Source organism: Kribbella sp. NPDC049584 (genome assembly GCF_040675555.1).
Taxonomy (GTDB): Bacteria; Actinomycetota; Actinomycetes; order Propionibacteriales; family Kribbellaceae; genus Kribbella.
This window is the reverse complement of record NZ_JBFAPF010000003.1, coordinates 727075-753280: the sequence shown is the minus strand read 5'-3', so window position 1 is coordinate 753280 and position 26206 is coordinate 727075. Positions and strand designations below refer to the sequence as shown.

24 protein-coding genes are annotated in these 26206 nt (G+C 68.5%); 13 read left to right on the top strand and 11 right to left on the bottom strand.

From position 1 onward, the window contains the following. The first annotated feature begins 8 nt into the window (after positions 1-8). The gene (locus tag AB0J62_RS15320) at positions 9-1136 is read left to right on the top strand and encodes an MFS transporter (RefSeq protein ID WP_363869888.1); all 1128 of its coding nucleotides are present in this window, start codon (positions 9-11) and stop codon (positions 1134-1136) included. Here the strand turns inward: AB0J62_RS15320 and AB0J62_RS15315 are convergent. Next, complete coding sequence (locus AB0J62_RS15315; RefSeq protein WP_363869885.1) at positions 1102-1686, bottom strand: TetR/AcrR family transcriptional regulator; 585 nt, start codon at positions 1684-1686, stop codon at positions 1102-1104. The two genes, AB0J62_RS15320 and AB0J62_RS15315, sit on opposite strands and share 35 nt — an antisense overlap. A gap of 70 nt (positions 1687-1756) precedes the next feature. Between AB0J62_RS15315 and AB0J62_RS15310 the strand changes: the two genes are divergently transcribed. Next, complete coding sequence (locus AB0J62_RS15310; protein WP_363869882.1) at positions 1757-2839, top strand: serine hydrolase domain-containing protein; 1083 nt, start codon at positions 1757-1759, stop codon at positions 2837-2839. Here the strand turns inward: AB0J62_RS15310 and AB0J62_RS15305 are convergent. Continuing rightward, positions 2808-4256 carry an alkaline phosphatase PhoX gene (locus AB0J62_RS15305; RefSeq protein ID WP_363869879.1) on the bottom strand — a complete coding sequence of 483 codons (1449 nt, stop codon included), beginning with the start codon at positions 4254-4256 and terminating at the stop codon, positions 2808-2810. The genes AB0J62_RS15310 and AB0J62_RS15305 overlap by 32 nt on opposite strands. A gap of 260 nt (positions 4257-4516) precedes the next feature. Between AB0J62_RS15305 and AB0J62_RS15300 the strand changes: the two genes are divergently transcribed. Further along, positions 4517-4804: a hypothetical protein gene (locus AB0J62_RS15300; protein ID WP_363869876.1), complete on the top strand. Its 288-nt coding sequence runs from the start codon at positions 4517-4519 to the stop codon at positions 4802-4804. 194 nt (positions 4805-4998) lie between these two features. Here AB0J62_RS15300 and AB0J62_RS15295 read toward each other — a convergent pair whose 3' ends face one another. Next, positions 4999-6267, bottom strand: a complete 1269-nt coding sequence (locus tag AB0J62_RS15295) for a S8 family serine peptidase (protein WP_363869872.1) — start codon at positions 6265-6267, stop codon at positions 4999-5001. Between the two features lie 63 nt (positions 6268-6330). On the opposite strand from AB0J62_RS15295, the gene AB0J62_RS15290 reads away from it, so the two are divergent. The 3 genes from AB0J62_RS15290 (at position 6331) to AB0J62_RS15280 (ending at position 10073) form a co-directional block, all read left to right on the top strand. After that, positions 6331-8940: a CHAT domain-containing tetratricopeptide repeat protein gene (locus AB0J62_RS15290; protein WP_363869869.1), complete on the top strand. Its 2610-nt coding sequence runs from the start codon at positions 6331-6333 to the stop codon at positions 8938-8940. Positions 8941-9012: 72 nt separating this feature from the next. Beyond that, positions 9013-9606 carry a sigma-70 family RNA polymerase sigma factor gene (locus tag AB0J62_RS15285; protein WP_363869866.1) on the top strand — a complete coding sequence of 198 codons (594 nt, stop codon included), beginning with the start codon at positions 9013-9015 and terminating at the stop codon, positions 9604-9606. Beyond that, positions 9603-10073, top strand: coding sequence for a hypothetical protein (locus tag AB0J62_RS15280; RefSeq protein WP_363869863.1), 471 nt, complete (start codon positions 9603-9605; stop codon positions 10071-10073). The genes AB0J62_RS15285 and AB0J62_RS15280 overlap by 4 nt, the downstream gene beginning before the upstream one ends. Here AB0J62_RS15280 and AB0J62_RS15275 read toward each other — a convergent pair. From AB0J62_RS15275 to AB0J62_RS15265, 3 genes are read right to left on the bottom strand one after another with little or no spacing between them, the layout of a single operon-like run. After that, positions 10063-10494, bottom strand: coding sequence for a VOC family protein (locus tag AB0J62_RS15275; RefSeq protein WP_130447485.1), 432 nt, complete (start codon positions 10492-10494; stop codon positions 10063-10065). The two genes, AB0J62_RS15280 and AB0J62_RS15275, sit on opposite strands and share 11 nt — an antisense overlap. A 20-nt stretch (positions 10495-10514) precedes the next feature. Then, entirely contained in the window at positions 10515-11336 is an 822-nt protein-coding gene (locus AB0J62_RS15270) for an IclR family transcriptional regulator C-terminal domain-containing protein (protein ID WP_363869859.1), read from the bottom strand. Positions 11337-11357: 21 nt separating this feature from the next. Then, positions 11358-12824, bottom strand: a complete 1467-nt coding sequence (locus AB0J62_RS15265) for an amidohydrolase family protein (protein ID WP_363869856.1) — start codon at positions 12822-12824, stop codon at positions 11358-11360. A 191-nt stretch (positions 12825-13015) separates the two neighbouring features. Between AB0J62_RS15265 and AB0J62_RS15260 the strand changes: the two genes are divergently transcribed. From AB0J62_RS15260 to AB0J62_RS15240, 5 genes are read left to right on the top strand one after another with little or no spacing between them, the layout of a single operon-like run. Further along, the gene (locus tag AB0J62_RS15260; RefSeq protein WP_363869853.1) at positions 13016-14176 is read left to right on the top strand and encodes a CoA transferase; all 1161 of its coding nucleotides are present in this window, start codon (positions 13016-13018) and stop codon (positions 14174-14176) included. After that, entirely contained in the window at positions 14173-14973 is an 801-nt protein-coding gene (locus AB0J62_RS15255; RefSeq protein ID WP_363869850.1) for a citryl-CoA lyase, read from the top strand. The genes AB0J62_RS15260 and AB0J62_RS15255 overlap by 4 nt, the downstream gene beginning before the upstream one ends. Positions 14974-14983: 10 nt before the next feature. Next, on the top strand, positions 14984-15847 hold the full coding sequence (locus AB0J62_RS15250) for a hypothetical protein (protein WP_363869847.1): 864 nt from the start codon (positions 14984-14986) through the stop codon (positions 15845-15847). Beyond that, positions 15844-16206 (top strand): hypothetical protein, encoded by a 363-nt coding sequence (locus tag AB0J62_RS15245; RefSeq protein WP_363869844.1) that lies wholly within the window; start codon positions 15844-15846, stop codon positions 16204-16206. The genes AB0J62_RS15250 and AB0J62_RS15245 overlap by 4 nt, the downstream gene beginning before the upstream one ends. Positions 16207-16215: 9 nt before the next feature. Next, positions 16216-17190, top strand: a complete 975-nt coding sequence (locus AB0J62_RS15240) for a zinc-binding alcohol dehydrogenase family protein (RefSeq protein WP_363869841.1) — start codon at positions 16216-16218, stop codon at positions 17188-17190. Here the strand turns inward: AB0J62_RS15240 and AB0J62_RS15235 are convergent. Beyond that, entirely contained in the window at positions 17174-17836 is a 663-nt protein-coding gene (locus AB0J62_RS15235) for an ATP-dependent Clp protease proteolytic subunit (RefSeq protein WP_363869838.1), read from the bottom strand. The two genes, AB0J62_RS15240 and AB0J62_RS15235, sit on opposite strands and share 17 nt — an antisense overlap. Positions 17837-17921: 85 nt before the next feature. Continuing rightward, positions 17922-18863, bottom strand: coding sequence for a nucleoside hydrolase (locus AB0J62_RS15230; RefSeq protein ID WP_363869835.1), 942 nt, complete (start codon positions 18861-18863; stop codon positions 17922-17924). A 64-nt stretch (positions 18864-18927) separates the two neighbouring features. On the opposite strand from AB0J62_RS15230, the gene ftsH reads away from it, so the two are divergent. Next, on the top strand, positions 18928-20982 hold the full coding sequence (ftsH, locus tag AB0J62_RS15225; RefSeq protein WP_363869832.1) for an ATP-dependent zinc metalloprotease FtsH: 2055 nt from the start codon (positions 18928-18930) through the stop codon (positions 20980-20982). A 64-nt stretch (positions 20983-21046) separates the two neighbouring features. On the opposite strand, the gene AB0J62_RS15220 is transcribed toward ftsH, so the two are convergent. The 3 genes from AB0J62_RS15220 to AB0J62_RS15210 are packed head-to-tail and all read right to left on the bottom strand — an operon-like array spanning position 21047 to position 25055. Continuing rightward, positions 21047-22480 (bottom strand): DUF4832 domain-containing protein, encoded by a 1434-nt coding sequence (locus AB0J62_RS15220; protein ID WP_363869829.1) that lies wholly within the window; start codon positions 22478-22480, stop codon positions 21047-21049. Between the two features lie 15 nt (positions 22481-22495). Then, entirely contained in the window at positions 22496-23866 is a 1371-nt protein-coding gene (locus AB0J62_RS15215) for a DUF4832 domain-containing protein (protein ID WP_363869826.1), read from the bottom strand. A gap of 58 nt (positions 23867-23924) precedes the next feature. Further along, positions 23925-25055, bottom strand: coding sequence for an ROK family protein (locus AB0J62_RS15210; RefSeq protein ID WP_134102107.1), 1131 nt, complete (start codon positions 25053-25055; stop codon positions 23925-23927). A 168-nt stretch (positions 25056-25223) separates the two neighbouring features. Here AB0J62_RS15210 and AB0J62_RS15205 point away from each other — a divergent pair, with 168 nt between their 5' ends. Continuing rightward, positions 25224-26204 carry a Gfo/Idh/MocA family oxidoreductase gene (locus AB0J62_RS15205; protein WP_363869822.1) on the top strand — a complete coding sequence of 327 codons (981 nt, stop codon included), beginning with the start codon at positions 25224-25226 and terminating at the stop codon, positions 26202-26204. The last annotated feature ends 2 nt before the right edge of the window (positions 26205-26206 follow it).

Below are 26206 nucleotides of genomic sequence, written 5' to 3'. Positions count from 1 at the left end.
TCTCAGCCATGACTGTTCCGGTACGACGGTTGTGGGTGGCGGTGCTGTTCGGATACGTCGCGTTCGGCGCGACGTTGCAGGCGTTGCCGTCGTACGTGCCGGAGAAGTTCGGCGGCGGCGCGCTGACCAGTGGGACCGCGGTCGGGATCGCGTTCCTGGCGACGGCGTGGGGACGGCCGTTCGCGGGCCGGCTCGCCGATGCGGGCTGGTCGCGGCCGGTCGTCCTGACCGGGGGAGTGCTGGCCGCGATTGGGGGCCTCGGGCAACTGCTTGCGCCGGATCTGGTTCTCCTGCTGGTCGCGCGGCTGGTGATGGGTGCGGGCGAGGCCGCGCTGTTCTCCGCGGCTCTGCCCTGGGTGCTGTCGGGTGCGCGGGTGGCGCAGCGCGGGCGGTTGGCCGGCTGGTTCGGCCTGTCGATGTGGGGTGGGTTGGCCGCGGGACCCGTGATCGCGACACTGGCCGGCGCCAAGGTCTGGTGGGTCGTCGTGGGACTGTCGCTGGCGTCGGCCGCGCTGGTGCTGACGACCCGCTCCGACCCGGGTCGGCTCGAGCCGCTGACCAGGATCCGTCGCCCGAGCGATCTCCTCCCGCCCGGCGTACCGGTGCCTGGAGCAACCATTGGCCTGGCGGCCTACTGCTACGGAACGGTCGCCGCCTTGCTCGTACTGCGATTGCGTGCCGGCAACCTCGGCGTCGACGACATCGCGCTCGCGGTGTTCGCGGCGGGATTCCTGGTCACGAGATTTGCCGGCAGCCCGCTGGTCGATCGGTTCGGCGGCCGAAGCGTCGCGGCGACGACCGTGAGCCTCGAGATCGTTGCCCTCGTCGGACTCGCCATGGCCACGGATGACGCGACCGCGATCACCTCCACGGCACTGGCCGGAATCGGCCTGGCGTTGATATACCCGGCCTGTATCTCGATGACGCTCGATCGCGTACGTGGACTGCGGCCGGGTGTCTCGATGGGTGTGATGACGTCGTTCTGGGATCTCGGTGTCATGGCTGCGGGGCCGCTCGGTGGTCTGATTGCCGAACAGGCCGGGTATCAACAGGCATTCCTCGTCGCGGCCGGAGCCGGGATGGCGTGTGTCCTGCTTGCCCTCAAAGTGCCGAGTCGAGGAGTGTCTCCACGATGACCCGCGCCTCCGCGCCGAGCCCGGGATCCTGGTCGACCGCGCTGATCAGCGTCGCACCTTCCAGTACGACGACCAACTGCCGCGCGGCCCGCTCCGGGTCATGAGCCCCGGCATTCGTCAGCAATCGCTCGAAAAGCTCGCGATAGAAGGCGAGATGGTCTCGCGCGAGTCGCCGCGGCGCGCCGTCCTGACCACGGTCCTCGGTCGCGGCATTCATCATCGCGCAGCCGCGGAACCCGGCTTCGGCGTACCAGCTGGCAACGAGGTCGAAGACGGCGAGGATCTGGTCGCGGCCGGGCGGTGCCTGCTCGACCGCCGCGTTGTGCCAGGCACGGACCCGTCGGGTGCGGTCGGCAAGCACCGCTTCGACCAGGCCGTCCTTGGAGCCGAAGTTCTTGTAGATCGTCAGCTTGGACGCACCGGCGGCCTCGACGATCTCGTTGATCCCGGTCGCATGGATCCCGCGCCGGCCGAACACGTCCGCCGCCGCCTTCAGGATCCGGGCCTTCGTCGCCTCGGGGTCCAACCGCTCTCCAGCCTTGACCGGCATCGTCCGACCACCTCCGCACCCCAGCCTACCGAGCTGGACCAAGATGAGAACGATCGGTACTATCAAGACCATGTGGACAGCAGCGGGATTCGAGCACGTGGCCGAGGCCTTCGACCGGAACTTCACGGAGCGCGGTGAGCTCGGCGCGGCATTCGCGGCGTACCACCGGGGCGAGTTGGTCGTCGACCTGTGGGGCGGGGTTGCCGATCCGGAAACGGGCCGGGCGTGGGATCGCAACACGATCCACCTGATGTTCTCCGGGACCAAAGGCCTCACGAGCGCGTGCGTCCTGTTGCTGGTGCAACGTCGCCAGCTGTCGTTGGACGATCCGCTGAGTCGCTACTGGCCCGAGTTCGGTGCCAAGGGCAAGGATCGGATCACGATCGCCGAGGTGCTGTCCCATCAGGCCCACCTGCCGTGGGTCGAGGCCGGGTACGCCGACCTGCTCGACCACGACGTGATGGCAGCACACCTCGCCGCCCAGGCGCCGGCATCCGATCCGCGCGCAGGATTCATGTACCACGCGGTGACGTGGGGCTGGCTTCTCGACGAGCTGGTACGACGGGTCGACGGCCGCACGGTGGGGCAGTTCTTCGCGGAGGAGTTCGCCGTACCGCTGGAGCTCGAGGTGTGGATCGGCTTGCCCGAGGAACTGCACTGGCGAGCGGCGACGATGGTGGCTCCGGAAGGAGTCCTCGTCGACGGCCCGTGGTCGGAGTCGAACCGGCCCAATCCGCTGTGGGTTCCAGGTTCGGAGAAGATCTGGAACAGCGAGGAGTATCGCAAAGCCGGGCTGGCGGCGGTCGGTGGCTACGCGACAGCCCGTGGGATGGCGAAGTTCTACGCCTCTCTCTTGGGAGACGGCGTCCTGTCGCCGGAGATCGTCGAACTCGGTCGCCGGGAGATCCGGCGTGGCATCGAGCCGACGTGGGGACGCCCGATGGTCTATGGCGCCGGCTTCGAGTTGCAGACCGGCGACGGCCCGGCCGACGCATTCGGTCACCCGGGAGCCGGCGGCTCGCGGCACGGCGCATGGCCGGGCCGCGAGACCACCTTCTCCTACCTGATGAACGAGGTCCGCGTCGGACCGGACGAACGCTCGCTCACCCTGCTAGAGGCCCTCAGCCGAGGTAGTCGCGCCACGGGCCGGTGATGGCCAGGGTGATACCCGGCGTCTGGATGTTGACGAACAGCACCTTGCCGTCCGCGGAGAACGTCGGCCCGGTGAACTCCGAGTCGTTCAGCATGTTGCGGGCGATCGCGTACGTCGGTCCGCCCGGCGTCGCGCTCAGCACGTGGCTGCTGGCCTGACCGTCCTCGGCCAGGATCAGCGAGCCCCACGGCGTCACGGTGACGTTGTCCGGGCTGTCGAAGTTCAGGTCGTCGTACTTCGCCTCGGGGCCCTTGTTCGCGGCGGCGTTCTCGGGGAAGTACGTGACCAGCTGGATGGTCTTCGCCTCGTAGTTGTAGAACCACACCATGCCGTCGTGCGGTACGGCGTCGGCCGGCAGGTCAGCGGTGCCGGACTCGGCGTACGAGTTCACGACGTACACGCCCTGCTTGGTGCCGTAGACACCCTCGAACTTCTTGCCGCGAGTGATCTGGCCGTCGGTGAACTGCTTGCGGACCGAGGTCGTCGCGCCGTCGCGGTCCGGCACCGGCACCCAGGTGGTGCGGAACGGACGGAGCAGCTGGGCCGAGGTCAGGTACGCGACATCCGGGATCGGCTTGCCGTCGTCGCCGAGGATCGCCAGCGCCTCGAGCGTGCCGAAGTCCTTGTTCTGCAGGTCCTGCCAGCTGCGCGAGCTGAGCCGGTAGCCGCGCGGCGCCGACCAGCGGTAGAAGGTGCCGTTGGGGCCGGAGGCGTCCTCGGACAGGTAGATGTGCGTGCGGTCCTCGTCGATCGCCAGCGCCTCGTGCGCGTAGCGGCCGAGGGCCTTCAGCGGCACCGGGTGGGCGGTCTTGCCGTCGGCCCAGACCTCGAAGACGTAGCCGTGGTCCTTCAGCCGGGTGGTGCCGTTGGCCTTGTTCTCGGTCTCCTCGCACGTCATCCAGGTGCCCCACGGCGTCGGGCCGCCGGCGCAGTTGGTGATCGTGCCGGAGATGCCGACCCACTCGCCGAGGTTCTTGCCGTCGCGGTCGACGGAGATGACCGTGCAGCCGCCGGCGGCACCGACGCCGCTGTCGTACACGGTGCCCGCGATCTGCGGTACGCCGAGCGGGTTGTCGGCACCGATCTCGTGGTTCTGGATCAGGGTGTAGGTGCCGTGCCGGCTGCCGTCGAAGACCGCGGTGCCGTCGTGCAGGGTCGGCGTCGGCTGACCGCTGGTCAGCTTGGTCTCGCCGGCCTGGGTGACGACCCGGTACTTGAACCCGGCCGGCAGCGCGAGCAGGCCCTTCGGATCGTCGAGCAACGGCGGGAAGGGACGGTGCTGCGGGAACGGCGGGTGGCCGCTGCGCGAAGCCGGCGCGGCTTCGGCCAGCGTCGGTACGGCGCCGACAGCGGTGAATCCGACTCCGGCCGCTCCAACGGCGGCTCCGCGGAGGACGGAACGACGATCGACAGACATGCAATGCTCCTTGGCCGTGCGATAGACAGAAAGGGCGGTTCCCGAGTGCCCCTGATCCAACAGGTCGCCGGCTGACAGGTGGGAAACGGAATCTGAACAACATTCGTGCGATACATCTGCAACGAATACAGCTGTTTCGCCGTCTACTGTGGGAGGTGATGGTGATGCGGACAGTGAGCGTCGTACTCGCGACAGCCTGCCTTTTGGTTGCTTGCGGCAATAACACCGGAACTGACACCGGAACGGGAGGGACTCCTTCGATGACACCCAGCCCCACGAGCAGTAGCAGTACTCCGCAGGGCGGACCCGTCGAGCAGGCCAAGGCCGACCTCGCCAAGCGGCTGAGTGTCGATGCGGCACGGGTGACGCTGGTGAGTTCGGAGGAGGTCACCTGGTCGGACGGCAGTCTCGGCTGCCCGGAGCCGGGGATGATGTACACCCAGGCGCTGGTGCCGGGCGCGCGGATCGTCCTCGAGGTCGACGGTACGCAGTACAACTACCACTCCGGCGCCAACCGTGCGCCGTTCCTCTGTGAGCATCCGCGCTAGCCGGGCCGTTGGAAACTTTCCTGGTGACCGGGTGTATCAACCGGCACCAAGGGTGACTCCGCACAAATGGGGGGATGTCCTCAAGTTGTTGCAGGGGGGAGGACAACGCGAGGGCGCGCAGAGGGGGAGGCTGAGGTGGTGCGGGAGGACCGGCGGTCAGGCCGGTGAGTCCCGCACCGCCTCAGTGCGTCACGTCAGCTGACCGACGTGATCGCGTCGCCGGCCCGCAGTACCGGACCGACACCCGGCTCCGGCTGGGTCAGCGCGAACGCGAGCAAGGCGTCGGCCGCCTGCTTGGCGTTCTCGCCGGTGAGCGACATTCGCCCGGCGATAAGACCCGCCACGAGTGGTGTCGCGAACGACGTACCGCTCCAGCGCGCCATCCCGGCGAACGACCGCAACTGGCCGGCGTTCGGCGGTTCGGTGCACTCGTAGTCGCCGGTGAGGAACGCGTTCACCAGATTCTCGCCCGGCGCGTAGACGTCGACCCAGCCGCCGAAGTTGCTGAACAACGCCCGGTCCCGGCCGTTCTCCGCGAGCGCACCGACGCCGACGGTCTCCGGGAACGCGGCCGGCCAGAAGTAGTCCCGGCTCGACTCGTTGCCGGCCGCGGCGACCAGCGTGAGGCCGTTGACGCGGTTCAGCCGGGTCTTGATGAACACGTCCAGACCGAGCGCCGGCAGGTCGAACCGGGTCCGGGTTCCCGCCGACAGGCTGATGATGTCCGGCGCGAGATCGAGTACTTCGTCCAACGCAGCGGCGAGGTCGAACTCCCACATCGCGCCGGCCGAGGTGAAGTAGCTCTTGACCACGATCTCGACGTTGCGGGCGATTGCTCGCATGACGCCGGCGATGAAGGTGCCGTGCCCGGCGTACGGCCGGATCCGCCCCGAACCGTCGAACGCGTTCTCCGGGTCACCGGTCACACCGTTCAGCCAGTACGCCGCCGGCGCGTCCGACCAGCCGACGTCGAGTACGACGACCTTCACGCCGCGACCGTCCGCGGCACCGGCGGACAGGAACGGTGTCGGCAGCACCGGGTCCGGCGGGATCCCGGGCGGCACCTCCTCCGGCTCGGTGGCCGGACACGGGCTGACGCTGGGCGTCACATAGAACAAGTGCTCGGGCGTGACCACACCGCGTCCGAGCCGCAGGTCGGCGTACTTCAGGAATCGCTGGGTGACAGAGCGGTCCTCCGGCGCGTCGCCCGGAACCTTCTCCGGCAGCAGCAACCGGGTCACGCCGCCGATGCCACCCTCGGCCGGGCGTCCGCCCTGGAACAGTTCGATCACGCGGGTGAGGTCCTCGTCCCGGACCAGGACGACTCCCGTGCGGTACAGATAGTCGACGCCTTCGGGCCGCTTCTCCCAATCCTCGGGATAGACCTCGACCTCGCGTTGGAACGCGGCCAGAATCAGTTCGATCTGAGCGATGTATTTCCGGTCGCCCGATTGATCCGCCATTTCCTTCCTTCCCCCCTCGATGAATACAGCGCTTGATCAGCGCGGCGCCGTTATCATTCCAGAGTGTCGACGCCCGGGGGGAGTGCCGAGGCGGTGGAGAATCTGCTGCCGCTCGCCTTGTCACGTCCGCACGACGCGATCGCTTCCGCGCGCACGGTGCTGGCGAGTGATCCGCTCGCGATCGAGGCGTCGTTCGCGCATCAGGCCTGGGGCATCAGCCTGCGGCAGCTCGGCGACATCCCGGCGGCGGTGCGCGAACTACGTACTGCGCTGCGGCTTGCCGAGCAGTCCGGACGTTCGGAGCGCGAAGCGGATGTCCTTGCCACATTGGGCGCAACGCTCGGTCGGGCGGGCCGGAGTCGCGAGGGTTTGGCGCGACTCGATCGTGCGGTCGAGCTGAGTCGCGGTGCGCTGACCGGGCGGGTGCTGCTGCGGCGTGCCGACGTACTGCTGGTGCTCGGGCGGCATCGCGAAGCGCTCGACGATCTACGGTTGGCGATCGAGCGGCTGCGGCGTTCGGGCGATCAGGTCTGGGAGGCGCGGTCGCGGAACTATCGCGGATTCATCCAGCTCGCGTTGGGTGGCACGAAGCGGGCGGATGCGGATTTCGCCGTCGCCGAGAAGTTGTACGCGGCAACCGGGCAGGAGTTCGAGTACGCCGAAGCGCGGCAGAATCGCGGATTGGTCGCGTACTCGCGCGGCGATCTGCCGTCGGCGCTGCGCTACCTCGACGAAGCGGGACGACGGTTCGCCGCGGTCGGTGTGGTCTGGCCGGATCTCGCGATCGACCGCTGCGGCGTACTGCTCGCCGCCGGGCTCAGCGCCGAGGCGCTGGCCGAGATGGATCAGGCGATCGCCCGGATGGAAGCAGAAGGCGGTACGGCGACCAAGCGGGGCGAGCTGTGGTTCGCGGCAGCGACGGCGGCGCTCGCGGCGGGCGATCCGCAGGCCGCGCAGGACCGAGCGGATCGAGCGCGGCGGTTGTTCTCGGCGCAGCGCCGGGAGTGGTGGTCGGTGCGGTCGTCGATGGTGCAGCTGGAGGCTCGCTATCAGGCCGGTGAGCGCGGTGCGCCGTTGTTGCGCCGGGTGATTGCGACGGCTCGGCGGCTGGACGCGTTGGGTGCGTCGGAAGCGTCGGCGGCGCATCTGCTGGCGGGTCGGCTCGCGTTGGCCGACGGTCGGTCGCGGACCGCGGATCGTGAACTGGAGTTGGCCGGACAGCACAGCAAGGACACGCCGCCGATGGCTCGGAGCGCTGCGTGGCTCGGGAAGGCATTGCGGGCTGAGGCTCGGGGCGATGTGCGCGGGATGTTGTCGGCGTGTGGTCGCGGGCTCGACGCGTTGGACGAGCATCGGCTGACGATGGGCGCGACCGAGTTGCGTGCGTTGGCGACCGGTCAGGGCGCTGAGTTGGCGGAGTTGGCGCTGCGGGACGCGTTGCGGCGGGACGATCCGCGGCGGTTGCTGGTCTGGGGCGAGCGGTGGCGGGCGACGGCGTTGGGAGTACCGCCGGTCAGGCCGTCGGATGACGAGCAGTTGGGCGCTGACCTTGCTGCTTTGCGAGACGTCGTACGGCGGTCCGATGCCTCGCCGGATCCTTCGTTGGAGAAGGAACGCCGGCGGCTTGAGAAGGCCGTCCGGGATCGGGCGTTGCGGGCGCAGGGTGGGGCATTGGGTGGTGTGACGTCGCGGTTCGACGTCGATGCTTTGGTTGATGGGCTGGGCGAGACCGTGCTCGTCGAGTTGGTCGAGGTCGACGGTGTACTGCACGCGGTGCTGGTGCGGGACGGACGCATCACCCGGCACGAGGTGGGGCCGCTGGCCGCGGCCGCCGTTGAGGTCGAGCGCTCTCGCTTCCGCTTACGCTGGCTCGCCCATGCCCGCGGCGCGCGGGGGCGCGAGTATCGGGGGCCTTCTCTCGAGGTGCTGGGGCAGCGGTTGGGCGATGCGATTCTCGGGAGTGTGCAGGAGCTGTTGGGGGATCGGGCGGTGGTGATGGTGCCGCCGGGTCGGTTGCAGGCCCTGCCTTGGGGGCTGGTGCCGGCGTTGGCCGAGCGGCCGGTGAACGTGGTGCCGTCGGCGGCTACCTGGCTACGGGCGCGGCGGTTGCGGCCACCGGCTGATCGGCGGGTCGTGCTGGTGCTCGGGCCGGGCTTGTCAGCAGGCCGGGCCGAGGTCATGCGATTGGCCGAGAAGTATCCGGACGCGACTGTCCTGGCCGACGGTGACGCGACCGCGGAGAAGGTACTGCGCGAGCTCGACGGCGCATGGATCGCGCACATCGCGGCACACGGGACGTTCCGCGCGGACAGTCCGCTGTTCTCGTCGTTGCGTCTCGACGACGGGCCGCTGACCGTGTACGACTTCGAGCGGCTGCGACGAGCGCCGTACCGGATGGTGTTGTCGAGTTGCGACTCCGGGCTGGCGAAGCCGGTCGGTGCGGACGAGCTGTTGGGGTTGAGCAGCAGTCTGATTCCGTTGGGCGCGGCCGGGATCCTGGCGAGCGTCGTACCGGTGAACGATCCGGCGACCGCGCCGTTGATGCTCGCGTTGCACGACAACCTGCGGGCCGGTCAGTCGCTGGCGACCGCATTCGCCGGCGCACGGACCGAGGCCCGTGGCGATCCGGTCACGATTGCCGCGGCGCGTTCCTTTGTCGCGCTCGGCGCCTAGCGACGGGATGTATCAGTAGTGGTTCGGACCGACTCTGTACTAGTGAAGCGGTCCGGTGGGAGAGGGGGCGGCATGCGGGACGACCCGACAGTCGTCGACCTGGTCACCCGGGCCAGGGACGGCGAGAAGAATGCCTGGGACGAGCTGGTGGAGCGATACGCGCCACTGGTCTTCTCGGTGTGCCGACGGTATCGGCTGGCGCCGCCTGATATCGACGATGTCGGGCAGAGCGTCTGGTTGCGGTTGGTCGAGCACCTGCCCGGCCTGCGCGAGCCGGCCGCGTTGCCGGGCTGGATCGCGACGACCACGCAGCGGGAATGCTTTCGGCTGATCCGATCGACCAGCCGGGTCGAGCCGGTCGACCTGGCGGAGTCGCCCGACGTACCCGAGCAGGCGATCGCCGAAGAGGAAGTGCTGCGGCACGAACGCCGGACGATCCTGCGCACCGCGTTCGCCGAGTTGTCGCGACGGTGCCAGCTCTTGCTGGGGTTGCTGATCCAGGATCCGCCGCCGCCGTACGACGAGATCAGCCGGCGGTTGCAGGTGCCGATCGGCAGCATCGGGCCGAACCGCGCCCGCTGCCTGACCAAACTGCGGCAGACGCCCGCGCTGGCGTTGCTGGCGGCGGACGGACCTGATGGTTTCGATCAAGGGACGAGGGGGTGAGAACCGTGATGAATCCGGACTGGAACGACGACGAGAAGTTGATCGATGCCTTGCGGGACGCGCTGGCGTCTTCCGACGAGGTGCCGGCCGCGTTCGTCGACGCGGGTAAGGCGGCGTTCGCGTGGCGGACCATCGACGCCGAACTGGCAGCTCTCACCTACGACTCGGCCTGGGAGTCACTGGACGCGCTGGCGATCCGGTCCGAGAGCGCGATCCTGCGGTCGCTCACGTTCGCCTCGGACGGCTGGACCGTCGAGCTCGAACTGACACCCGAGGCCGTCCTCGGTCAGTTGGATCCACCCGAAGCCGGAGCGGTCAGTGCCCGCGGCGAGAGCGGCAAGCTGGCCTCCACGGATATCGACGATCTCGGCTTCTTCGTCATCCACCCGCCGCCGAACGTTCCATACCGTTTGGTATGCACGACCACGTCCGGCACCACGATCCTGACCGGGTGGATCACGCCATGAACACCTGCGAGTCGTCCGCGAACGCCTTGAATTCAAGGGCGTTCCCGGCCGGGTCGAGGAAGAACATCGTCCACTGCTCGCCGGTCTGACCCTGGAACCGCACATACGGCTCGATGACGAACTCGGTGCCGGCCGCCTTCAACCGCTCCGCGAACGTCTGGAACTGCTCGACGGTCAGGATCAGCCCGAAGTGCGGCACGGGTACGTCGTGACCGTCGACCGGGTTGTGGATCCGCTGCTGCCGTTCCGGGGCGACGTGGGTGACGAACTGGTGGCCGCGCAGGTTCCAGTCGATCCACGTCTCGGAGCTGCGGCCCTGCTCGAGGCCGAGGACCTCGCCGTAGAAGTGCCGCGCCGCGTCGAGGTCGTCGACCGGCATCGCGAGATGGAAGCGCGGGATGGGGGAGTCGAGAACGGTCATGCAGTCATTCAAGCAGCCGTTCAAGCAGTCGTCTCGTGCCGTTGCTCGATCTCGACGTGGGGACGAGATTGCCAGAGCGCCCACTCCGCGCTGACGTCGCCCGCAGTACGCAGCAGCAGCGGGAGGTGGTCGTGCAGCAGCGTGTCGACCGTGGTCTCGGCGGCGTGGACGGTCACGTTCATCGCGGCCCGGACCGTGCCGGTGCCGTCGCGGACCGGCGCCGCCACCGAGCGGACGCCGGGCGCGAGCTCCTCGTCGGCCAGCGCCCAGCCGCGAGCACGGATCTCGGTGAGCTCGTCGCGCAACTGGTCAGCCGTCCGGCCGATGTACGGCGGGAGTCCCGCGCGACTCGGCAAGGCGAGGACGTCGGCCAGCTCGTCGGGGGAGAGCGCGGAGAGCAGCACCTTGCCCTGAGAGGTCTGCGCGGCCGGGAACCTGGTGCCGATGTCGACGCGCAGCGCGATCAGCTTGGGCACCGACACGCGGGCGACGTACACGATGTCCGAGCCGTCGAGTTGTGCCATCGACGACGACTCACCGGTCCTGGCGACGAGCGTCTCGAGATGAGGTTTCGCGATGTCCCAGAGTCCGAGCGAGCCGACGTAGGCCATCCCGAGGGTGAGGACCTTCGGGGTGAGCTGGAAGGCGCCGTCGCTGGTGCGGACGAAACCGAGCTCCTCGAGGGTGAGCAGGAGGCGGCGCGCGGTCGGCCGGGCCAGGCCGGCCGCGGTCGCCACCTCGCTGAGGGACATGGTCCGGCGATCGGCGTCGAAGCAGGCGAGCACATCCAGCCCGCGAGCCAGCGACTCGACGAAATCCGGACCTGCGCCACGCCCTGCCATCTGTTGCTCCTCCTCGATCGACTACCGCTCACCGAAGATGGTGCCACGTGCTTCCCGGGTCGAGTCGGACTTGTAGTCGGTGTACTGGTACGGGTTGTCGAGCACCTCGCCCTTCGGCAGCTCCGGGTTCATCCCGCTCCGCCACGCCTCCTCGCCGAGCGTCGACCGGAGGTAGTCGACGGTCGACTCGACTTCCCGGCGTACGGCGGCCAGGTCGCAGCCGACCAGCTGATGATCGTGCTTCACGACGCGGCCGTCGACGATCACGGTGTGTACGTCGCCGCGCTGGGACTGGAACGCCACCTGGCCGTACGGGTTGATCAGCGGGAAGGACACCGGCGAGCTGTCGTTCTTGATCAGGATGACGTCGGCCTTCTTACCGGGTTCGAGGCTGCCGAGGTCGTCGCGGCCGAGTGCCTTCGCGCCGCCGCGCGTCGCCCAGTCGACGACATGCTCGGCGCGCAGATGGCTGTGGGTCACGGTGGCGCCCTTCATGTGCGCCTCGAGATGTTCGCGGGCCCGGTCGGCGCCGAGAGTGGTCCGCATCGAGCTGAACAGGTCGCCGCTCCACCAGACGCTCGTGTCCATCGACAGCGACACCGGGATGTTGTGCCGGCGGACCTGCCAGGTGGGCGGGTAGCCCTGACCGGCGCTCTGCTCGGACTCGGTGGAGACCGAGATCGAGCCGCCGGTCGCGGCGATCCGCTGGTACGAGTCGGTGGTGAGCGTGGCCGCGTGGACGTAGATGTTCTGCGGCGTCATGAATTCGTTCTCGTGCATCAGCTTGATGCCGTTGTCGTTGGTGGCACCCCACACACCCGCGTGCGTGGTCACGCCCAGCCCGAGCTCCCGCGCCACCTCGAAGGCGGCCTTCTCCGGGAAGGCCGGGTCGCCGGTCACGTCGAAGGCCAGTTGCAGCCCGAGCGTCGAGTCGTCGCGCATCCGCTCCAGGAACGAACGCACCGCCGGGTCCGCGGTCCACTCCCAGGGTCCGGCCTGAATGTTGCCGTAGGCAAGAACGAACCGCCCGGGTACGGCGCGCAGCGCGTCTGCGGCCGCCTCCGCGTGATCGACGCTCTGCAGCCCGTGTGACCAGTCGACGGTCGTGGTGACACCGGCCTCGAGCGACTCCCAGGCCGAGGTCAGGTTGCCGGCGTGGATGTCCTCCGGCCGGAACGTCTTGCCGTGCTCGAGGTAGTACCAGACGAAGTACTGCGTCAGCGTCCAGTCGGCGCCGTACGCGCGCATCGCGGTCTGCCACATGTGCCGATGGGTGTCGATCATGCCCGGCATCACGATGCCGCCGCTCGCATCGATCACCTGCGTGTTCTCGGGGACTTCGAGCGCCGGTCCGACGGCGGCTACCTGATCGTCGACGATCAGGACATCGCCGTTGTCGACGATCGTGTGACGGTCGTCCATGGTCAGCACGGTCCCGCCGCGCAGCAGGATCGGCCGGCCCGCCAGCGGCGTCTCGGCAGTGGTCATGGTTCCCCTCCAGCAAAGTGGCCGGACATGCGTCCGTATGGCGGTCATCGGGGCGATGAGACTCACTATCTGAGCGCCGGAGCGGGGGTGTCAAGGGTTCGGGCCGGTGGTTGACAGCCGAGCGCCGAGCGGCTGAGACTGAAGCGATCTAGCCGCGCGGACACATGTCCGGAACTCTGCTGGGAGGTCGTGTGACGGGTCCGCTCTCGGGACTGCTGGTGGCCGACTTCTCCCGGATCCTGGCCGGCCCGTACGCGACCATGCTGCTGGCCGACCTCGGGGCCGACGTGGTCAAGGTCGAGGCGCCCGGCGGCGACGACACCCGGTCCTGGCAACCACCGGTCCGCGACGGCATCTCGACGTACTACCTCGCGGTGAACCGGAACAAGCGGTCGATCGCGCTCGACCTGAAGGACCCGCAGGATCTTGCGGCGGCGCAGGAGTTGGCGCGGCGCGCGGACATCCTGGTGGAGAACTTCCGGCCGGGTGGGTTGGCCCGGTTCGGGCTGGACTACGAGACCGTTGCCGAGGGCAATCCCAAGCTGATCTACGCCTCGATCAGCGGATTCGGGTCGGGTCCGAAGGGCGCCGCGTTGCCCGGGTACGACCTGATCGTGCAGGCGATCTCCGGATTGATGAGCCTGACCGGCGACCCGAAAGGCGAGCCGTTCCGGGCCGGGATCTCGGTCTTCGACGTGATGGCCGGACTGCATGCCACGATCGGCGTACTGTCCGCGCTCAACGCCCGGCACGAGACCGGTCGCGGCCAGCACGTCGAGGTCAACCTGATGTCGTCCGCGCTGTCCGGGCTGGTCAACCAGTCCAGCGCGTACGTCGCGGGCGGCGTCGTACCGCTGCGGATGGGAAACAGTCATCCGAGCCTGTTCCCGTACGAGCCGCTGCCGTGTGCGGACGGGGAACTGATCATCACGGCCGGGAACAACGGGCAGTTCCGCAAGCTGGTCGAGGTTCTCGGCGTACCGGAGCTGGCCGACGATCCGCGGTTCGACCGGAACGAGAAGCGAACCGCGAACCGCGAGGAGCTGCGGCCGTTGCTGGTCGAACGATTGTCGACCAGGACCAAGCTGGAGTGGTTCCGGGACATCATCGCGGCCGGAGTGCCGTGCGGGCCGATCAACACCGTCGACGGCGGCGTCGCGTTCGCGGAGGACCTCGGGCTGGATCCGGTGGTCACGGTCGGCGGGATTCCCGGCGTGCGCAATCCGATCACGTTCACCGGCGGCACAGGCGGCACGGGGGGCTCGGGCGAGGCCGCGTCGTACCGGCTGCCGCCGCCGTCGCTGGACGAACACGGCGCCGAGCTGAGGAAGTGGCTGGAGGGCCAGGAATGAGCGACGAACACATGGCATCGCCGGCGTTCCCGACCTCGCTAGGTACGTCGAGCGCTGACGAGATCCGCCTGCTCGGGCAGGATCTGACCGCGGATCTGATGGGCAAGGTGGGGTTCGGCGAGCTGGCGTTCTGGCTGGTCGCACTGCGCCGGCCGACACCGTCGGAGACGCGCGTGTTCGAGGCCGTCCTGGTCGCCCTGGCCGACCACGGGTTCACGCCGACCGCGATCGCCGCGCGGGTGACCTACTTGTCGGCACCGGATTCCCTGCAGGGGGCGCTCGCCGCCGGCCTGCTCGGTGGCGGATCCCGCTTCCTCGGCGTGACCGAGGACTCCGGGATGTTCCTCCACCGGGCGCTGGCCGGCGGCGAGCCGCCGACAGACGATTCCGGCTGGGACGAGCTCGCACTCGAACTCGTCAAGCAGTCGCGGGCGAACGGGACCTTCATCCCCGGCCTGGGACATCCGGTCCACAAGGTCCAGGACCCGCGGACGCCGGTGCTCATCAACCTCGCCCGCGAAGAAGGCCTCGAAGGTCCGCACCTCAAACTCTTCCAGGCGATCGGCCGCGTGCACGAGCAGGTGCTCGGCCGCAAGCTGCCGTTGAACGGCGCCGGTGTCTGTGGCGCCGCGCTGGCCGACCTCGGGTTGCCGGTCGAGCTGCTGCGCGGCTTCGCGTTGCTGGCAAGGGCCGCCGGGCTGCTCGGCCAGCTCGCCGAGGAGCGTCGCCGGCCGATCGGGATGGACATCTATTCCACCGTCGACCGCAACGCCGTGTACGTCGATCCGGAATCCTGAAGGAGATCGTATGGCCACAGTCGCCGCCGTGATCGCTTCCACGCATCATCCGTTCTACTACCGGGCCAGCACCGCGACCGGTGCGGACCGGCCGCCGTTCGCCGACGAGTGGGTGGCGAAGATCGAGGCGTTCCGCGAGACGCTGACGAAGGCCCGGCCGGACATCCTGGTGATGGTCGGCAGCGATCACTTCCACCAGTTGTGGCTCGACAACATGCCGCAGTTCCTGGTCGGCAAAGCGCCGTACTTCGACGCGAACTGGTACAACGAGGAGCGCGAGTTCGGGTTGCCGCGGATGCGACTGGCCGGCGACGAGCAGCTCGCCGCGCACATCCTGCGCAACGGGCTCGACGCCGGCTTCGATCTTGCCTTCAGCAACGAACTGCGGATCGACCACAGCATCACCTGCCCGATCATCACGCTGCGCCCGGACGCGGACCTGCCGATCGTGCCGATCTACACGAACATCTTCGCGCCGCCGCTGCCGCGTCCGGGCCGGTTCGTCGAGCTGGGACGGACGATCCGGCAGCTGGTCGAGTCGTGGCCGATCGACAAGCGGGTGGCGATCATCGGCACCGGCCACTTGTCGCTGGAGCTCGGCGGGCCGCGGCAGTTCGGCGAGCACGGGCCCGATCCGGAGTTCGACCGCAGGGCGGTGGACTGGATCGCGAGCGGTGACCTCGACGGGTGCCTGTCCGAGGTAACGCTGGACAGCCTGCATCTACCGGGCAACGCGACCCACGGCTTCATGGACTTCATGCTGATGATGGGCGTCGCGGGTGCGGGCGCGAAGGCGGATCATGTGGACTCGCTCGACCTGTTCCACACCATGGAGGCGTACTTCACCTGGTACCCGAACGGAGTGCCGGAATGAGTAAGTACCTGCTCGACAAGTTCCTCTACACCGTCGATCGCGACCCCGCCCTGGTCGAGCGATACCGGGAAGATCCGGCCGGGACGGTGGCCTGGTGGGAGCGGGAGCGGGCCAACGAGATTCTGAACTGCGCGGTGGCGGAGAAGTCGACCTGGCTCTCGTTCACCGACGAAGAGCGGAAGGCCCTGCGGGAGCATGACCACGTCGCGCTGTTCGGGCTCGGCGCGCATCCGTTCCTGACGCTGACGCTGTTCATCGCGATGTTCGAGCGGGACCACGGACCGCTCGAGTACCAGAAGACGTACGGTCGCGTGCTGCAGGAGCACTACTCTCTGCCCTATCCCGACATCGCCACCTGAGGAGGACGCGTGCGAGCCGCAGTACTGCACACTCATGGCGAACCGCCGAAGCATGTCGAGCATCCGGAACCGGTTGCCCGGGAGGGCATGTCGATCGTGCGCGTGACGGCCGCGCCGGTCGTTCCGCTGGACCTGTTGTGCGCTTCCGGTACGTCGTACTTCGGGCCGCCGGCGTTGCCGTATGTGCCGGGTGTGCAAGGTGTCGGCGTGGTCGAGCAGTCCGAGGCGATGACGCCGGGGACGCGGGTGTTCTTCGCGACGTCGGCCGGGATGGCCGCGGGGGACGGCAGTTTCGCGGAGCGGGCCGCCGTACCCGATGCGGACCTGATTGCGTTGGACACACCGGTAGCTGACGCGGCGGTGGCCGCGATCGGGTTGTCCGGGGTGGCCGGCTGGATGACGTTGACCTGGCGGGCCCGGCTACAGCCGGGGGAGCAGGTCCTCGTGCTCGGCGGCGGTGGTGCCGTGGGCCAGGTCGCGATCGGCGCGGCCCGGGTGCTCGGTGCGTCACGAGTCGTCGCCGTCGCCCGGTCGGACGCGTCGAAACAGCGTGCGCTCGCGGCCGGTGCGGACGAGGTGGTTGCCGCGAGCACCGATGTCGACGAGCTGACGAGCCGGCTCGGCGCCCCGTCGTACGACGTGGTGATCGACTCGGTCTTCGGAGCAGCCGCGACCGCCGCGGCGCGGGTGCTCGCTCCGGACGGCCGGCTCGTCAATCTCGGCGGATCGTCGGGGGACGAGGCGGTATTCTCGTCGGCCGTACTGCGGGGCCGGTCGGCGAGTGTGCTCGGCTACACGAACAACGCGCTGACAGCGGACCAGCGGCGAGAGGCGTTGACCGCTGTACTGCACCATGCGGCTTTCGGCGCCATCACGGTGGCTCACGAGACCGTCACGCTCGACGAGGTCGCGGAGGCGTGGAAACGCCAGGCCGCCGGCGAAACCAGCGGCCGCCTCGTGCTGACGATCACACCAGCCGAGTAACCAGACCGTAGTCCTTCGCTTCGTCCGCGCTCAGGACGCGGCCCGGGTCGAGGTCGGTCGCTACCTCGTCGGCGGATCGGCCGGTGGCGTTGGCGATCAGGTCCCGGAGGCGGGCGACCTGGCGCTCATGCTGGTCCGCCAGGGTGGCGAGCTGGTCGGCGGTGCCTTCGGCGGCGAACCGGGGCGACGACAGGACGAACATGGTGTGGCGGTGAGCCTCGCGCCGTCCGGCCGCCGCGAGTACGGCGATGGCCGGACCGCGAAGGGTGCCGCGGGCAACGGCATGGACCGGTGAACCGACCAGGTCGATCGCGGCGGCGAGCGCGAGCGCGGCTTCGAGCTCGGACTCGGCGGAGGTCAGTTGCAGGGTGACCGGGTCGTTGCTGTAGGCATCAAGCAGCAGGAGCTGCGCGGTCACGTGACTCGCGAGTGCGTCGTCCAGCCGGCCACTGACCAGGATGGTCCGTTGTGCGAGCAGCCGGTCGGCAAGCTCGCGCTCGAGACTGATCGACGTCGGCTCGTACCAAGTGGGCAGGATCGGCTGAGGGGCCGGCTGGGGCGGCCCGGGCCTGGGTGGGGTCGCGGGTCGCGGGCTCGGGATCTCCGGGCCCGGCGGCCAGGTCGCGGCGGGCTTCTCCAGGTGCATGATTTTCCTCCCGGTTGCTTCCTTCCCCACCACCCTGCGCCACCCGAACCGCCGCGAGAAGACTCTTCCGCTGTCAGCAGACGAGTCAGCTGAGGGCAGACACGGCGGCGACGATCCGGTCCCAGAAGGCGGCTTGGTCGAGGGTGACGGCGATTCGCGCGTTGGGTGGGCGGCCGGTGTAGCCGTCGAGGTCGACGACGGTTGCGCCAGAGGTCCACTCACCTTGGGTTTCGATGACGAGGTTTGCTTCGACGCAACCGACGATCGCCGGATCGATCACCCGCGCGACCGCGACCGGATCGTGCAGCGGCGGTGACTCGAAGCCGAACAGCTCCCGGTACGTGGACGCGAAGAACGTCATCCACTCGATGCACACCCGCGCCAACGGCGTCCCGAGCTGCTCGAAGCGCGTGAGGACGTCGGCCGTCACCAGCGCCTGATGCGTCACATTCAGCCCGCACATCGTGAACGGCACCCCGGACCGTACGACGAGATCCGCCGCCTCCGGGTCGACGTACGCGTTGGCCTCGGCGAGCGGGGCGATGTTGCCGCGGTCGGTGGATCCACCCATCCAGACGATCTCGGTGATGTTCGCGGCCAGGGCCGGTTCGTCGGCGAGCAGTCGCGCGATGTTCGTCAGCGCCCCGGTCGCCACGATCGTCGCCGGCGTCGTCCGCAGTACGTCGGCCAACAGCTCGTGGGCGGAGTACGGCGACTCCGGCACGGACGGCTCGTCGTCGAAGAGCGGCCCGTCGAGACCGGTCTTTCCGTGGACGTCGTCCGCGATGCGCAACCGCCGGACCAGCGGCCGATCCGCACCACGCGCGACCGGGATGGCGGACCCGCCCGCGAGCGACAGCACCCGGCGCGCGTTCACCGTGCATTTGTCGACGGTCTGGTTGCCGGCCACGGTCGTCACCGCGAGCAGGTCGACGGCGGGATCGGCTACCGCGAGAAGGATCGCCATCGCGTCGTCGTGGCCGGGATCACAGTCGAGGATGAGAGGTACGGGAGTAGGCACAGCCATGCGCCAGGGTACGACGCTGGAGTTGTTGCTGTTTCCGGGACGGTTCAGGTCCTATGTTGGCTTCATGAGCGAGAAGGATCAGCCGCCGCCGCAGGACCAGTCCACGGCCGACCGCGGGCCCGGCTCCGGTCGGGACTCGGGTCCGGGGGATCGCGGCGACGGATCGCAGCGGCCTCCGCACAAGCCGTGGCGGACCGAGGGTCTGCCGCCCGGGCACGGTGACGGCGACAAGCCGCGCCGCCCGAAGTGGTGGAAGTGGGCCGCGTGGATCGTCGGCGGGTACCTCGTGCTGTTCCTGCTGACGACGATGCAGGACCAGATGTCGGGCGCCCAGCAGACCATCGCGTACACCGACTTCACCGCCCAGGTGCAGAAGCACAACGTCGCCGAGATCTTCGCCCGCGGCGACACCATCCAGGGCCGGCTGAAAGCGGCCGCGCCGGTGCCGGGCAAGACCGACCAGACCTACACGAAGTTCACGACCGAGCGGCCGACGTTCGCCAACGACAACCTGTACGGCGACCTGCAGAAGGGCGGCGCCACGGTCCGGGCGACCCCGGTGGTCGCGCAGCGCGGCGTACTGCTGAACCTGCTGATCTCGCTCAGCCCGTTCCTGCTGATCGCGGCGTTCTACTGGTGGTTGTTCCGGCGCCAGCGCGCCTCCGGCGGTCTCGGTGGTATCGGCGGGTTGTTCGGCGGCAGCGGCCAGCAGAAGAAGCCGGTGGATCCGAGCACGGTGCGGGTGACGTTCGCCGACGTCGCGGGGATCGACGAGGTCGAGGCCGAGATCGAGGAGGTCGTCGACTACCTCAAGGATCCGGACAAGTACCGGCGACTCGGTGCCCGGGCACCGAAGGGCGTCCTGCTCGAGGGCGCACCCGGCACCGGCAAGACGCTGCTGGCCCGCGCGACCGCGGGCGAGGCCGGCGTTCCGTTCTTCTCCGCGAGCGCGTCGGAGTTCATCGAGATGATCGTGGGCGTCGGCGCGAGCCGGGTCCGGGAGCTGTTCGGTGAGGCACGCAAGGTGGCGCCGGCGATCATCTTCATCGACGAGATCGACACCATCGGCCGCGCGCGCGGCGGCGCCCGCTCGATCAGCGGGCACGACGAGGGTGAACAGACGCTGAACCAGATCCTCACCGAGATGGACGGCTTCTCCGGTACCGAGGGTGTCGTCACGCTCGCGGCCACGAACCGCGCCGACGTCCTCGATCCGGCGCTGCTGCGGCCCGGACGGTTCGACCGCACGATCACCGTGAACGCGCCCGACCAGCCGGGTCGCGAGGCGATCCTCAAGGTGCACGCGCGCGGCAAGCCGCTCGCGCCGGACGTCGACCTGAACGCGTTGTCCAGATCCACCCCGGGGATGACCGGCGCCGATCTCGCGAACCTGCTGAACGAGGCAGCCCTCGCGGCGGCGCGGCAGGGCAAGTCGCAGATCACCCAGCGCGATCTCACCGACGCGCTCGAGAAGATCCAGCTCGGTGCGGCGCGGAACGTGGTCATGCCGCAGGAGGAGCGCCGGCGGACGGCGTACCACGAAGGCGGGCACGCCCTGCTCGGGATGATCCAGATGGGCGCGGATCCCGTCCGCAAGGTGTCGATCATCCCGCGCGGCCGTGCGCTCGGCGTGACGCTGTCGACGCCGGACACCGACCGGTACGGGTACGACGTGGAGTATCTGCGCGGCCGGATCATCGGCGCACTCGGCGGGATGGCGGCCGAGCAGGAGGTGCTCGGAGTCGTGACCACGGGCGCCGAGAGTGACCTGGAGACGGCGACCCGGATCGCCCGCTCGATGGTCGGACGCTGGGGTATGTCCGACGCGATCGGGCCGGTGTCGATCCTTCCGCCCGAGGGCGACGCGCGGACGGCGGGTGTGTCGGACGAGCTGCTCAACACCGTCGACGCCGAGGTCCGGAGCCTGATCGAACAGTGCTACGCCGAGGCCCGCCGCCTCCTGCGCGACAACCGCCCCCGCCTCGACTCCATCGCCGAACAACTCCTCCTCCACGAAACCCTCGACGAAGCCGACGCCTACGCCGCCGCCGGCATCCCCCACGAGACCCCCGCAGCCACCACCGCCCAACCACAACCAGCCCCCCGAGACGGCGCCTGATCAGCCTCCTGCCGGCGCTGGTTGGGTGCGGCGCCGGGCAGGAGGTCGCCCTGATCTTGGGTGCTTATCCGACAGTTACCGTTTGCTGTAGATCGTTGTAGCCGGTGGTTGGTTGCCAGGTGCCGTTGTTGGCGAGTTGTACTGCGTAGACGGCGTTGTAGGTCTCGGTGGAGCCGGGTAGGTGGGACTGGGACTGGAGCTTCGGGTCGGCGATGTTGAGCAGGACCTTGTACTTGCCCGCGGGCACCTTGACGCTCCAGTTCAGGCTCACGGTTTGGCCGGCGCCCCAGCGGCGCGGGTCGGCCGGAACGTTGATGCGGTAGGTGTGCTTGGAGTTCTGGAACACCAGTTGCACCTGCCGCGGGTTGTACGGCGCTGCCCAGCCGTCGTTCCGGATCTTCACGCCGACGTCGACCTTGCCGTGTGACTGCGAGACCGTGGACTCAGTCAGCGCGAACCGGTAGCCGAGCTTCTGCTTCGCGATGTTGATGTTGTCGCCCCAGCTGGCCAGCACGTCCGGGTGGTACTCGATGTTCAGGAACGAGAAGTGCAGCTGTGCCATCTCGGCCGCGGCGGACGGCCACTCCGAGCGCGGTGCGTCGACACCGCACGTCTCGCCGCCCTCCGGCACATAGTTGGTGTCCTGGGCAACGAAATCCTTGTCCAGCTGGAGCGGGTCGCTCAGGTAGGTCCCGAAGTCGTCCGGGCTGGCCAGGAAGCAGTCGTTGTGCTGCCCGATCCGCGCGACCGCGGTCCCGTTGTAGGCCTGCTGCGCGGTGAGACCGCCGGCGGTCCCGGTCGGCAGGCCGTACGTCCGTTGCTTCATGTACGGCGTACGCACCTGGACCATCTTGTCCTTCGGCAACGCCTGGAGCAGCGCGTCGATGACCGCCTTGCGGTCGGCCCAGTTCTGGTCCGACACCTGGCTCGGGTCAGCCGGGTTCGAGAAGTAGTCCGTGTAGTAGCCCTCACCCCAGAGGCCGACGAAGCCGGACTGGACGACCGCGATCATGTCGGCGTTCTTCCGCAGGATCGGCGTCAGCTGCTTGATCTGCTTGACGACCCGGGCGACCGGCGCGTCGCCGTACGGCGTCGGCGGCGGCCAACCGTCACCCGGCAGCGCGTAGGCGAACCGGACGATCATCTTCACCCCGGCGGCCCGGGCGGTGTTGAAGTCGGCCTGCATCAGGTCGAGGTAGTGCTGGTCGATCACGTCCTGCTTGGCGAACTTCTCCAGATAGAACAAGCGGAGGATCTGAGTGATGTGTTCCTGCGTCCGGAAGTTGCGGAGCTTGGTGACGTCGAGCGGGACGTAGCCGGAGTTGTCGGCGTAGTAGTGCGTCTCGGCGTGGTGGTAGAAGCCGCGTTCCTGATTCGAGATCACTTGGTCGGACGTGCTGTAGGTGACAGTAGTGCTCGGGGGAGCGGGGTGTGCCATTGCGGTCTGGGTCGGTAGCAGCAACCCAACCACCGCGAGGCTTGCGGCAAGCCGTCTCATGCGGATCTCCTCGGACTAGCTGACGGTGAGCGTGTGCAGGAGCGAGTTCATTCCGGTCGTCGCGTCCCAGGTGCCCTGGTTCGCGAGGTGGATGGAGTACTCGGGGCGAGTGGACAGAAGAGGATCCGGCAGGTTCAGCAGCAGGGAGTACGAACCTGCCGGAAGATTCGTGGGCAGCGTGAGGGTCTGCGACACCGTGGTCGACGTACCCGCCGTCCAGCGGCGCGGGTCGGAGTTGATCGCGAGCTTGTACGTCGAGCCGGACGACGTGTTCCGCAGTACGAGCTCGAGGTTGCGGGGGTTGAAGGGCGTCGCGTAGCCGTCGTTGTGGACGGTGAACGAGATCGGCAGGCTGCCGTCGGCGGAGGCTGTCGCGGGATAGGTGCCGGACTCGAGGCGGAAACGGTAGCCGAGGTTCTTGCTGATGTCGGCGAGGCAGCCGCCGGTGTTCCACGAGTTGAGGACGGTCGGCTCGTAGTCGGTGTTGATGAACGACCAGTGGAACTGCGCGAGCTCGCCGGTCGCGGTCGGGCAGCTCGAGCGCGGCGGGTTCGAGCCGCAGGTCTCGCCGCCCATCGGGACGTACGTCGTGTCGGCCTGGAGGTACGGATACTCGACGGACGTGTTCTCATACGTGCCGAAGTCGTCGGGGCTGGCGAGGAAGCAGTCGTTGTGGTGACCGATCCGGGAGACGGCCGAACCGTTGTAGGCCGTCCCCGCTTGTACGGCGGTCGTCGAGTACATGGTGCGCTTGAACTTCGGCGTACGGAGCTGGATCATCCGCGTCGACGGGACGACGCTCAGCAGCTTGTCCGTGACGGCCTTGCGGTTGGCCCAGTCGGTCGACGTGACCGTGCCCGCGTTGCCGAAGTTCTGCGTGTAGTACCACTCGCCCCAGGCGCCGATGAGACCTGCTTGCACGACGGCGATGACGTCCTTGCCGGAGTTGAGGTACGGCGCCAACTGGTCGAGGTGAGCGAGGATCCTGTCCTTCGTGGTGTCGTCGCCGGCGGTCGACGTTGTGTACGCGAAGCGGAGGACCATCTTCAGACCGGCCGCGCGTACGGTGTCGATCTGCTGCTGGAGCTGATCGAGAGCAGCTTGTGCGATCGGGCCGTTCTTGTACTCCGCCAAGTAGAAGACGCACATCACCAGCGAGATGCCCTGACCAGTGCGATAGCTCTGCAGGGTGCTCTGGGAGAAGTCGGCTTTGTCGCAGTCGCCGGTGTGGTGGTAGAACCCGCGCTCGGGATTGGCGACGTTCTCGGACGACGCCGTGTAGGTCGCGGAGGTGCCGCTGATCGTCGCCTGGGCGGGGGAGACCAGCAGGGCAGCAAGTAGTGCACCGGTGAGGAGTGCGCTGAGCAGGCGGAACGGACGCATCATGATGCTTCCTCTCGCTGGGCGGGGCGATGGAATAATCATGGAGTCCAGGAAAATTATGTCAAGGTCTCAGGCCGGTCCTGATCGTCGCCTCGACCTCGTCGAGCGCGAGTCGTACGGCGCCGAGCGCGACCCCTTCGTCGGCGAACGCCGACACCCGGATCTCGGGCGTCCGCAAACACCACCGGTCCAGCTCCCGCCGTAACGGCTCGACCATCACGTCCGCCGACCGCGAGAACCCGCCCCCGATCACCACCAGCTGAGGATCCAGGGTCAGCACCAGAGCCGAGGCGCCCACGGCCAGATCGCGCACGTATCCGCGCACTGCTCGGGTGGCGTCCCGGTCACCTTCCCGCGCGGCGAGGAACACGCTCTCGAATCCGGCGGACGTCGAGGCGTTCTCGAGCCAGCTCTCGAGGTGTTTCGGGGCTTGTAGCCACCCTGCGGCAGGGAGGGCGCCGATCTCGCCGGACCAGTTGGCGAAGCCGCGGTGGAGTTTGCCGTCGATGATCAACCCAGCGCCTGTTCGGAGCCCGGCCAGCAGGAACACGACATCCTTGGCGTAGCGGGCCACCCCACGCCAGGTCTCGGCCAGGGCGGCCAGCTTGCAGTCGTTCTCCACCCGGACGGGTCCGGGGACCAGGCGGCGTACATGAGCGGCCAGGTCGACGCCGCTCCACTCCGGGAGCGAGTCGGACAGCATCACCTTGCCGGAGCCGTCGACGAGCCCGGTGGTCGCCACGCCTGTGGACCAGATCTGACCGGCCTCGACGCCCGCGCCGGCCAGTGCCTTGGCCACGCACCGGTCCATCACCGCGAGTCGCTCCCGCCGGCCCGCCTCGGGATCGACTGTGATGCGCGTCTGGTTCAGCACCTCGCCGTCGAGGTCGGTGACGAGAGCAAGCGCCTTGTGTCCGCCGATGTCCACCCCGAGCAACCGGCCCGCCCCGGCGTTGAACCGGTACCGTCGCGCGGGCCGCCCGACCGACCCCGACGCCGGCGCGACCTCGGCCAGCCACCCGCGTCCGAGCAGGTCGCGTGCAACATCTTCGGTCGACGCGCGCGACAACCCTGTGCGCTTCGACAACTCGGTCAGTGTGAGCGGCTGATCGCCCCGCAACTCCCGCAGTACGGCGGATGCGTTGAGTTGACGCAACCGCGAGAGATCCCCGCCGACAGGCTCCTCACTCATCGCGGCTCCTCTAGTTATCCAGGACTCCCGGATAACTATAAGCACTCCGGCTGCGCACGGATCTCAGCGTGTGAAAGGGCGCGCCGCACCCCTGTCCAGCCCCCTGACAACGTTGTACCGTGATCTGCCGACGGTCGATCCGAAACGTTTTCGCATCAGGAGGACCAGGTGTCCAACCCACTGAAGATCGCCACCCTCAGCTTCTGGCATGTGCATGCCGGCGACTATTCGAGGCAGGCTCAGGCGCACCCCGGGACGGACCTGGTGGCCGTCTGGGACGACGATGCCGAGCGCGGGAAGTCCGCCGCCGAGCAGTTCGGCGTCGAGTTCACCGGCGACCTCGACGCATTGCTGGCGCGCGAGGACCTCGACGGTGTGGTGATCACGACGCCGACCAATGTCCACCGCGACGTGATGGTCAAGGCGGCCCGGGCCGGCAAGCACATCTTCACCGAGAAGGTGCTCGCGCCGACGGTCGCCGAGGCCGAGGAGATCGTTGCCGCGACCGACGAAGCCGGCGTGAAGTTGATCGTGTCGCTGCCGCGGCTCTACCACGGCTACACGCAGGCGATCAGCGAGGTCATCGACGACGGCACGCTGGGCACGATCACGTACGGCCGGGTCCGGCTCTCGCACGACGGCGCCATCCCGCGCGACGGTGTCGAGGGCTGGCTGCCGCAGCGGTTCTTCGAGCCGTCGACCGCGATCGGCGGCGCGCTGACCGACCTCGGCTGCCACCCGGTGTACCTGACGCAGTTGTTCCTCGGCGCGCAGCCCGACACGGTCAGTGCGACGTACCGGTCGATCGCCGAGCGCGGTCTGGAAGACAACGCTGTCGTGGTCGTCGGATACCCGGACCAGAAGATCGGTGTGATCGAGGCCGGGTTCGCGAGCCCCAACCCGTTCACGATCGAGCTGTTCGGCACGGACGGGACACTCACGTACACCGACGCGGGCAATGTGCTGCTGGTGAACGGTGAGCAAGTGGACGTCCCGGAGCACTCGACCGATGCGTTCGCGCAATGGGTCGACCACATCAACAACGGGACCCGCGCGGACGACAACATCGCGCGCGCAGTCGAGTTGACCCGTTTGGTGGTGGCTGCGAACGAATCCGCCAAGACCGGTAACGCCATCGCCTACAAGTGAGG

Coding starts and splice junctions, on each gene's coding strand:
- AB0J62_RS15320 (WP_363869888.1), top strand. CDS start 9: ATGACTGTTCCGGTACGACGGTTGTGGGTGGCGGTGCTGTTCGGATAC.
- AB0J62_RS15315 (WP_363869885.1), bottom strand. CDS start 1,686: ATGCCGGTCAAGGCTGGAGAGCGGTTGGACCCCGAGGCGACGAAGGCC.
- AB0J62_RS15310 (WP_363869882.1), top strand. CDS start 1,757: ATGTGGACAGCAGCGGGATTCGAGCACGTGGCCGAGGCCTTCGACCGG.
- AB0J62_RS15305 (WP_363869879.1), bottom strand. CDS start 4,256: ATGTCTGTCGATCGTCGTTCCGTCCTCCGCGGAGCCGCCGTTGGAGCG.
- AB0J62_RS15300 (WP_363869876.1), top strand. CDS start 4,517: ATGACACCCAGCCCCACGAGCAGTAGCAGTACTCCGCAGGGCGGACCC.
- AB0J62_RS15295 (WP_363869872.1), bottom strand. CDS start 6,267: ATGGCGGATCAATCGGGCGACCGGAAATACATCGCTCAGATCGAACTG.
- AB0J62_RS15285 (WP_363869866.1), top strand. CDS start 9,013: ATGCGGGACGACCCGACAGTCGTCGACCTGGTCACCCGGGCCAGGGAC.
- AB0J62_RS15275 (WP_130447485.1), bottom strand. CDS start 10,494: ATGACCGTTCTCGACTCCCCCATCCCGCGCTTCCATCTCGCGATGCCG.
- AB0J62_RS15270 (WP_363869859.1), bottom strand. CDS start 11,336: ATGGCAGGGCGTGGCGCAGGTCCGGATTTCGTCGAGTCGCTGGCTCGC.
- AB0J62_RS15265 (WP_363869856.1), bottom strand. CDS start 12,824: ATGACCACTGCCGAGACGCCGCTGGCGGGCCGGCCGATCCTGCTGCGC.
- AB0J62_RS15255 (WP_363869850.1), top strand. CDS start 14,173: ATGAGCGACGAACACATGGCATCGCCGGCGTTCCCGACCTCGCTAGGT.
- AB0J62_RS15250 (WP_363869847.1), top strand. CDS start 14,984: ATGGCCACAGTCGCCGCCGTGATCGCTTCCACGCATCATCCGTTCTAC.
- AB0J62_RS15245 (WP_363869844.1), top strand. CDS start 15,844: ATGAGTAAGTACCTGCTCGACAAGTTCCTCTACACCGTCGATCGCGAC.
- AB0J62_RS15235 (WP_363869838.1), bottom strand. CDS start 17,836: ATGCACCTGGAGAAGCCCGCCGCGACCTGGCCGCCGGGCCCGGAGATC.
- AB0J62_RS15230 (WP_363869835.1), bottom strand. CDS start 18,863: ATGGCTGTGCCTACTCCCGTACCTCTCATCCTCGACTGTGATCCCGGC.
- ftsH (WP_363869832.1), top strand. CDS start 18,928: ATGAGCGAGAAGGATCAGCCGCCGCCGCAGGACCAGTCCACGGCCGAC.
- AB0J62_RS15220 (WP_363869829.1), bottom strand. CDS start 22,480: ATGAGACGGCTTGCCGCAAGCCTCGCGGTGGTTGGGTTGCTGCTACCG.
- AB0J62_RS15215 (WP_363869826.1), bottom strand. CDS start 23,866: ATGATGCGTCCGTTCCGCCTGCTCAGCGCACTCCTCACCGGTGCACTA.
- AB0J62_RS15210 (WP_134102107.1), bottom strand. CDS start 25,055: ATGAGTGAGGAGCCTGTCGGCGGGGATCTCTCGCGGTTGCGTCAACTC.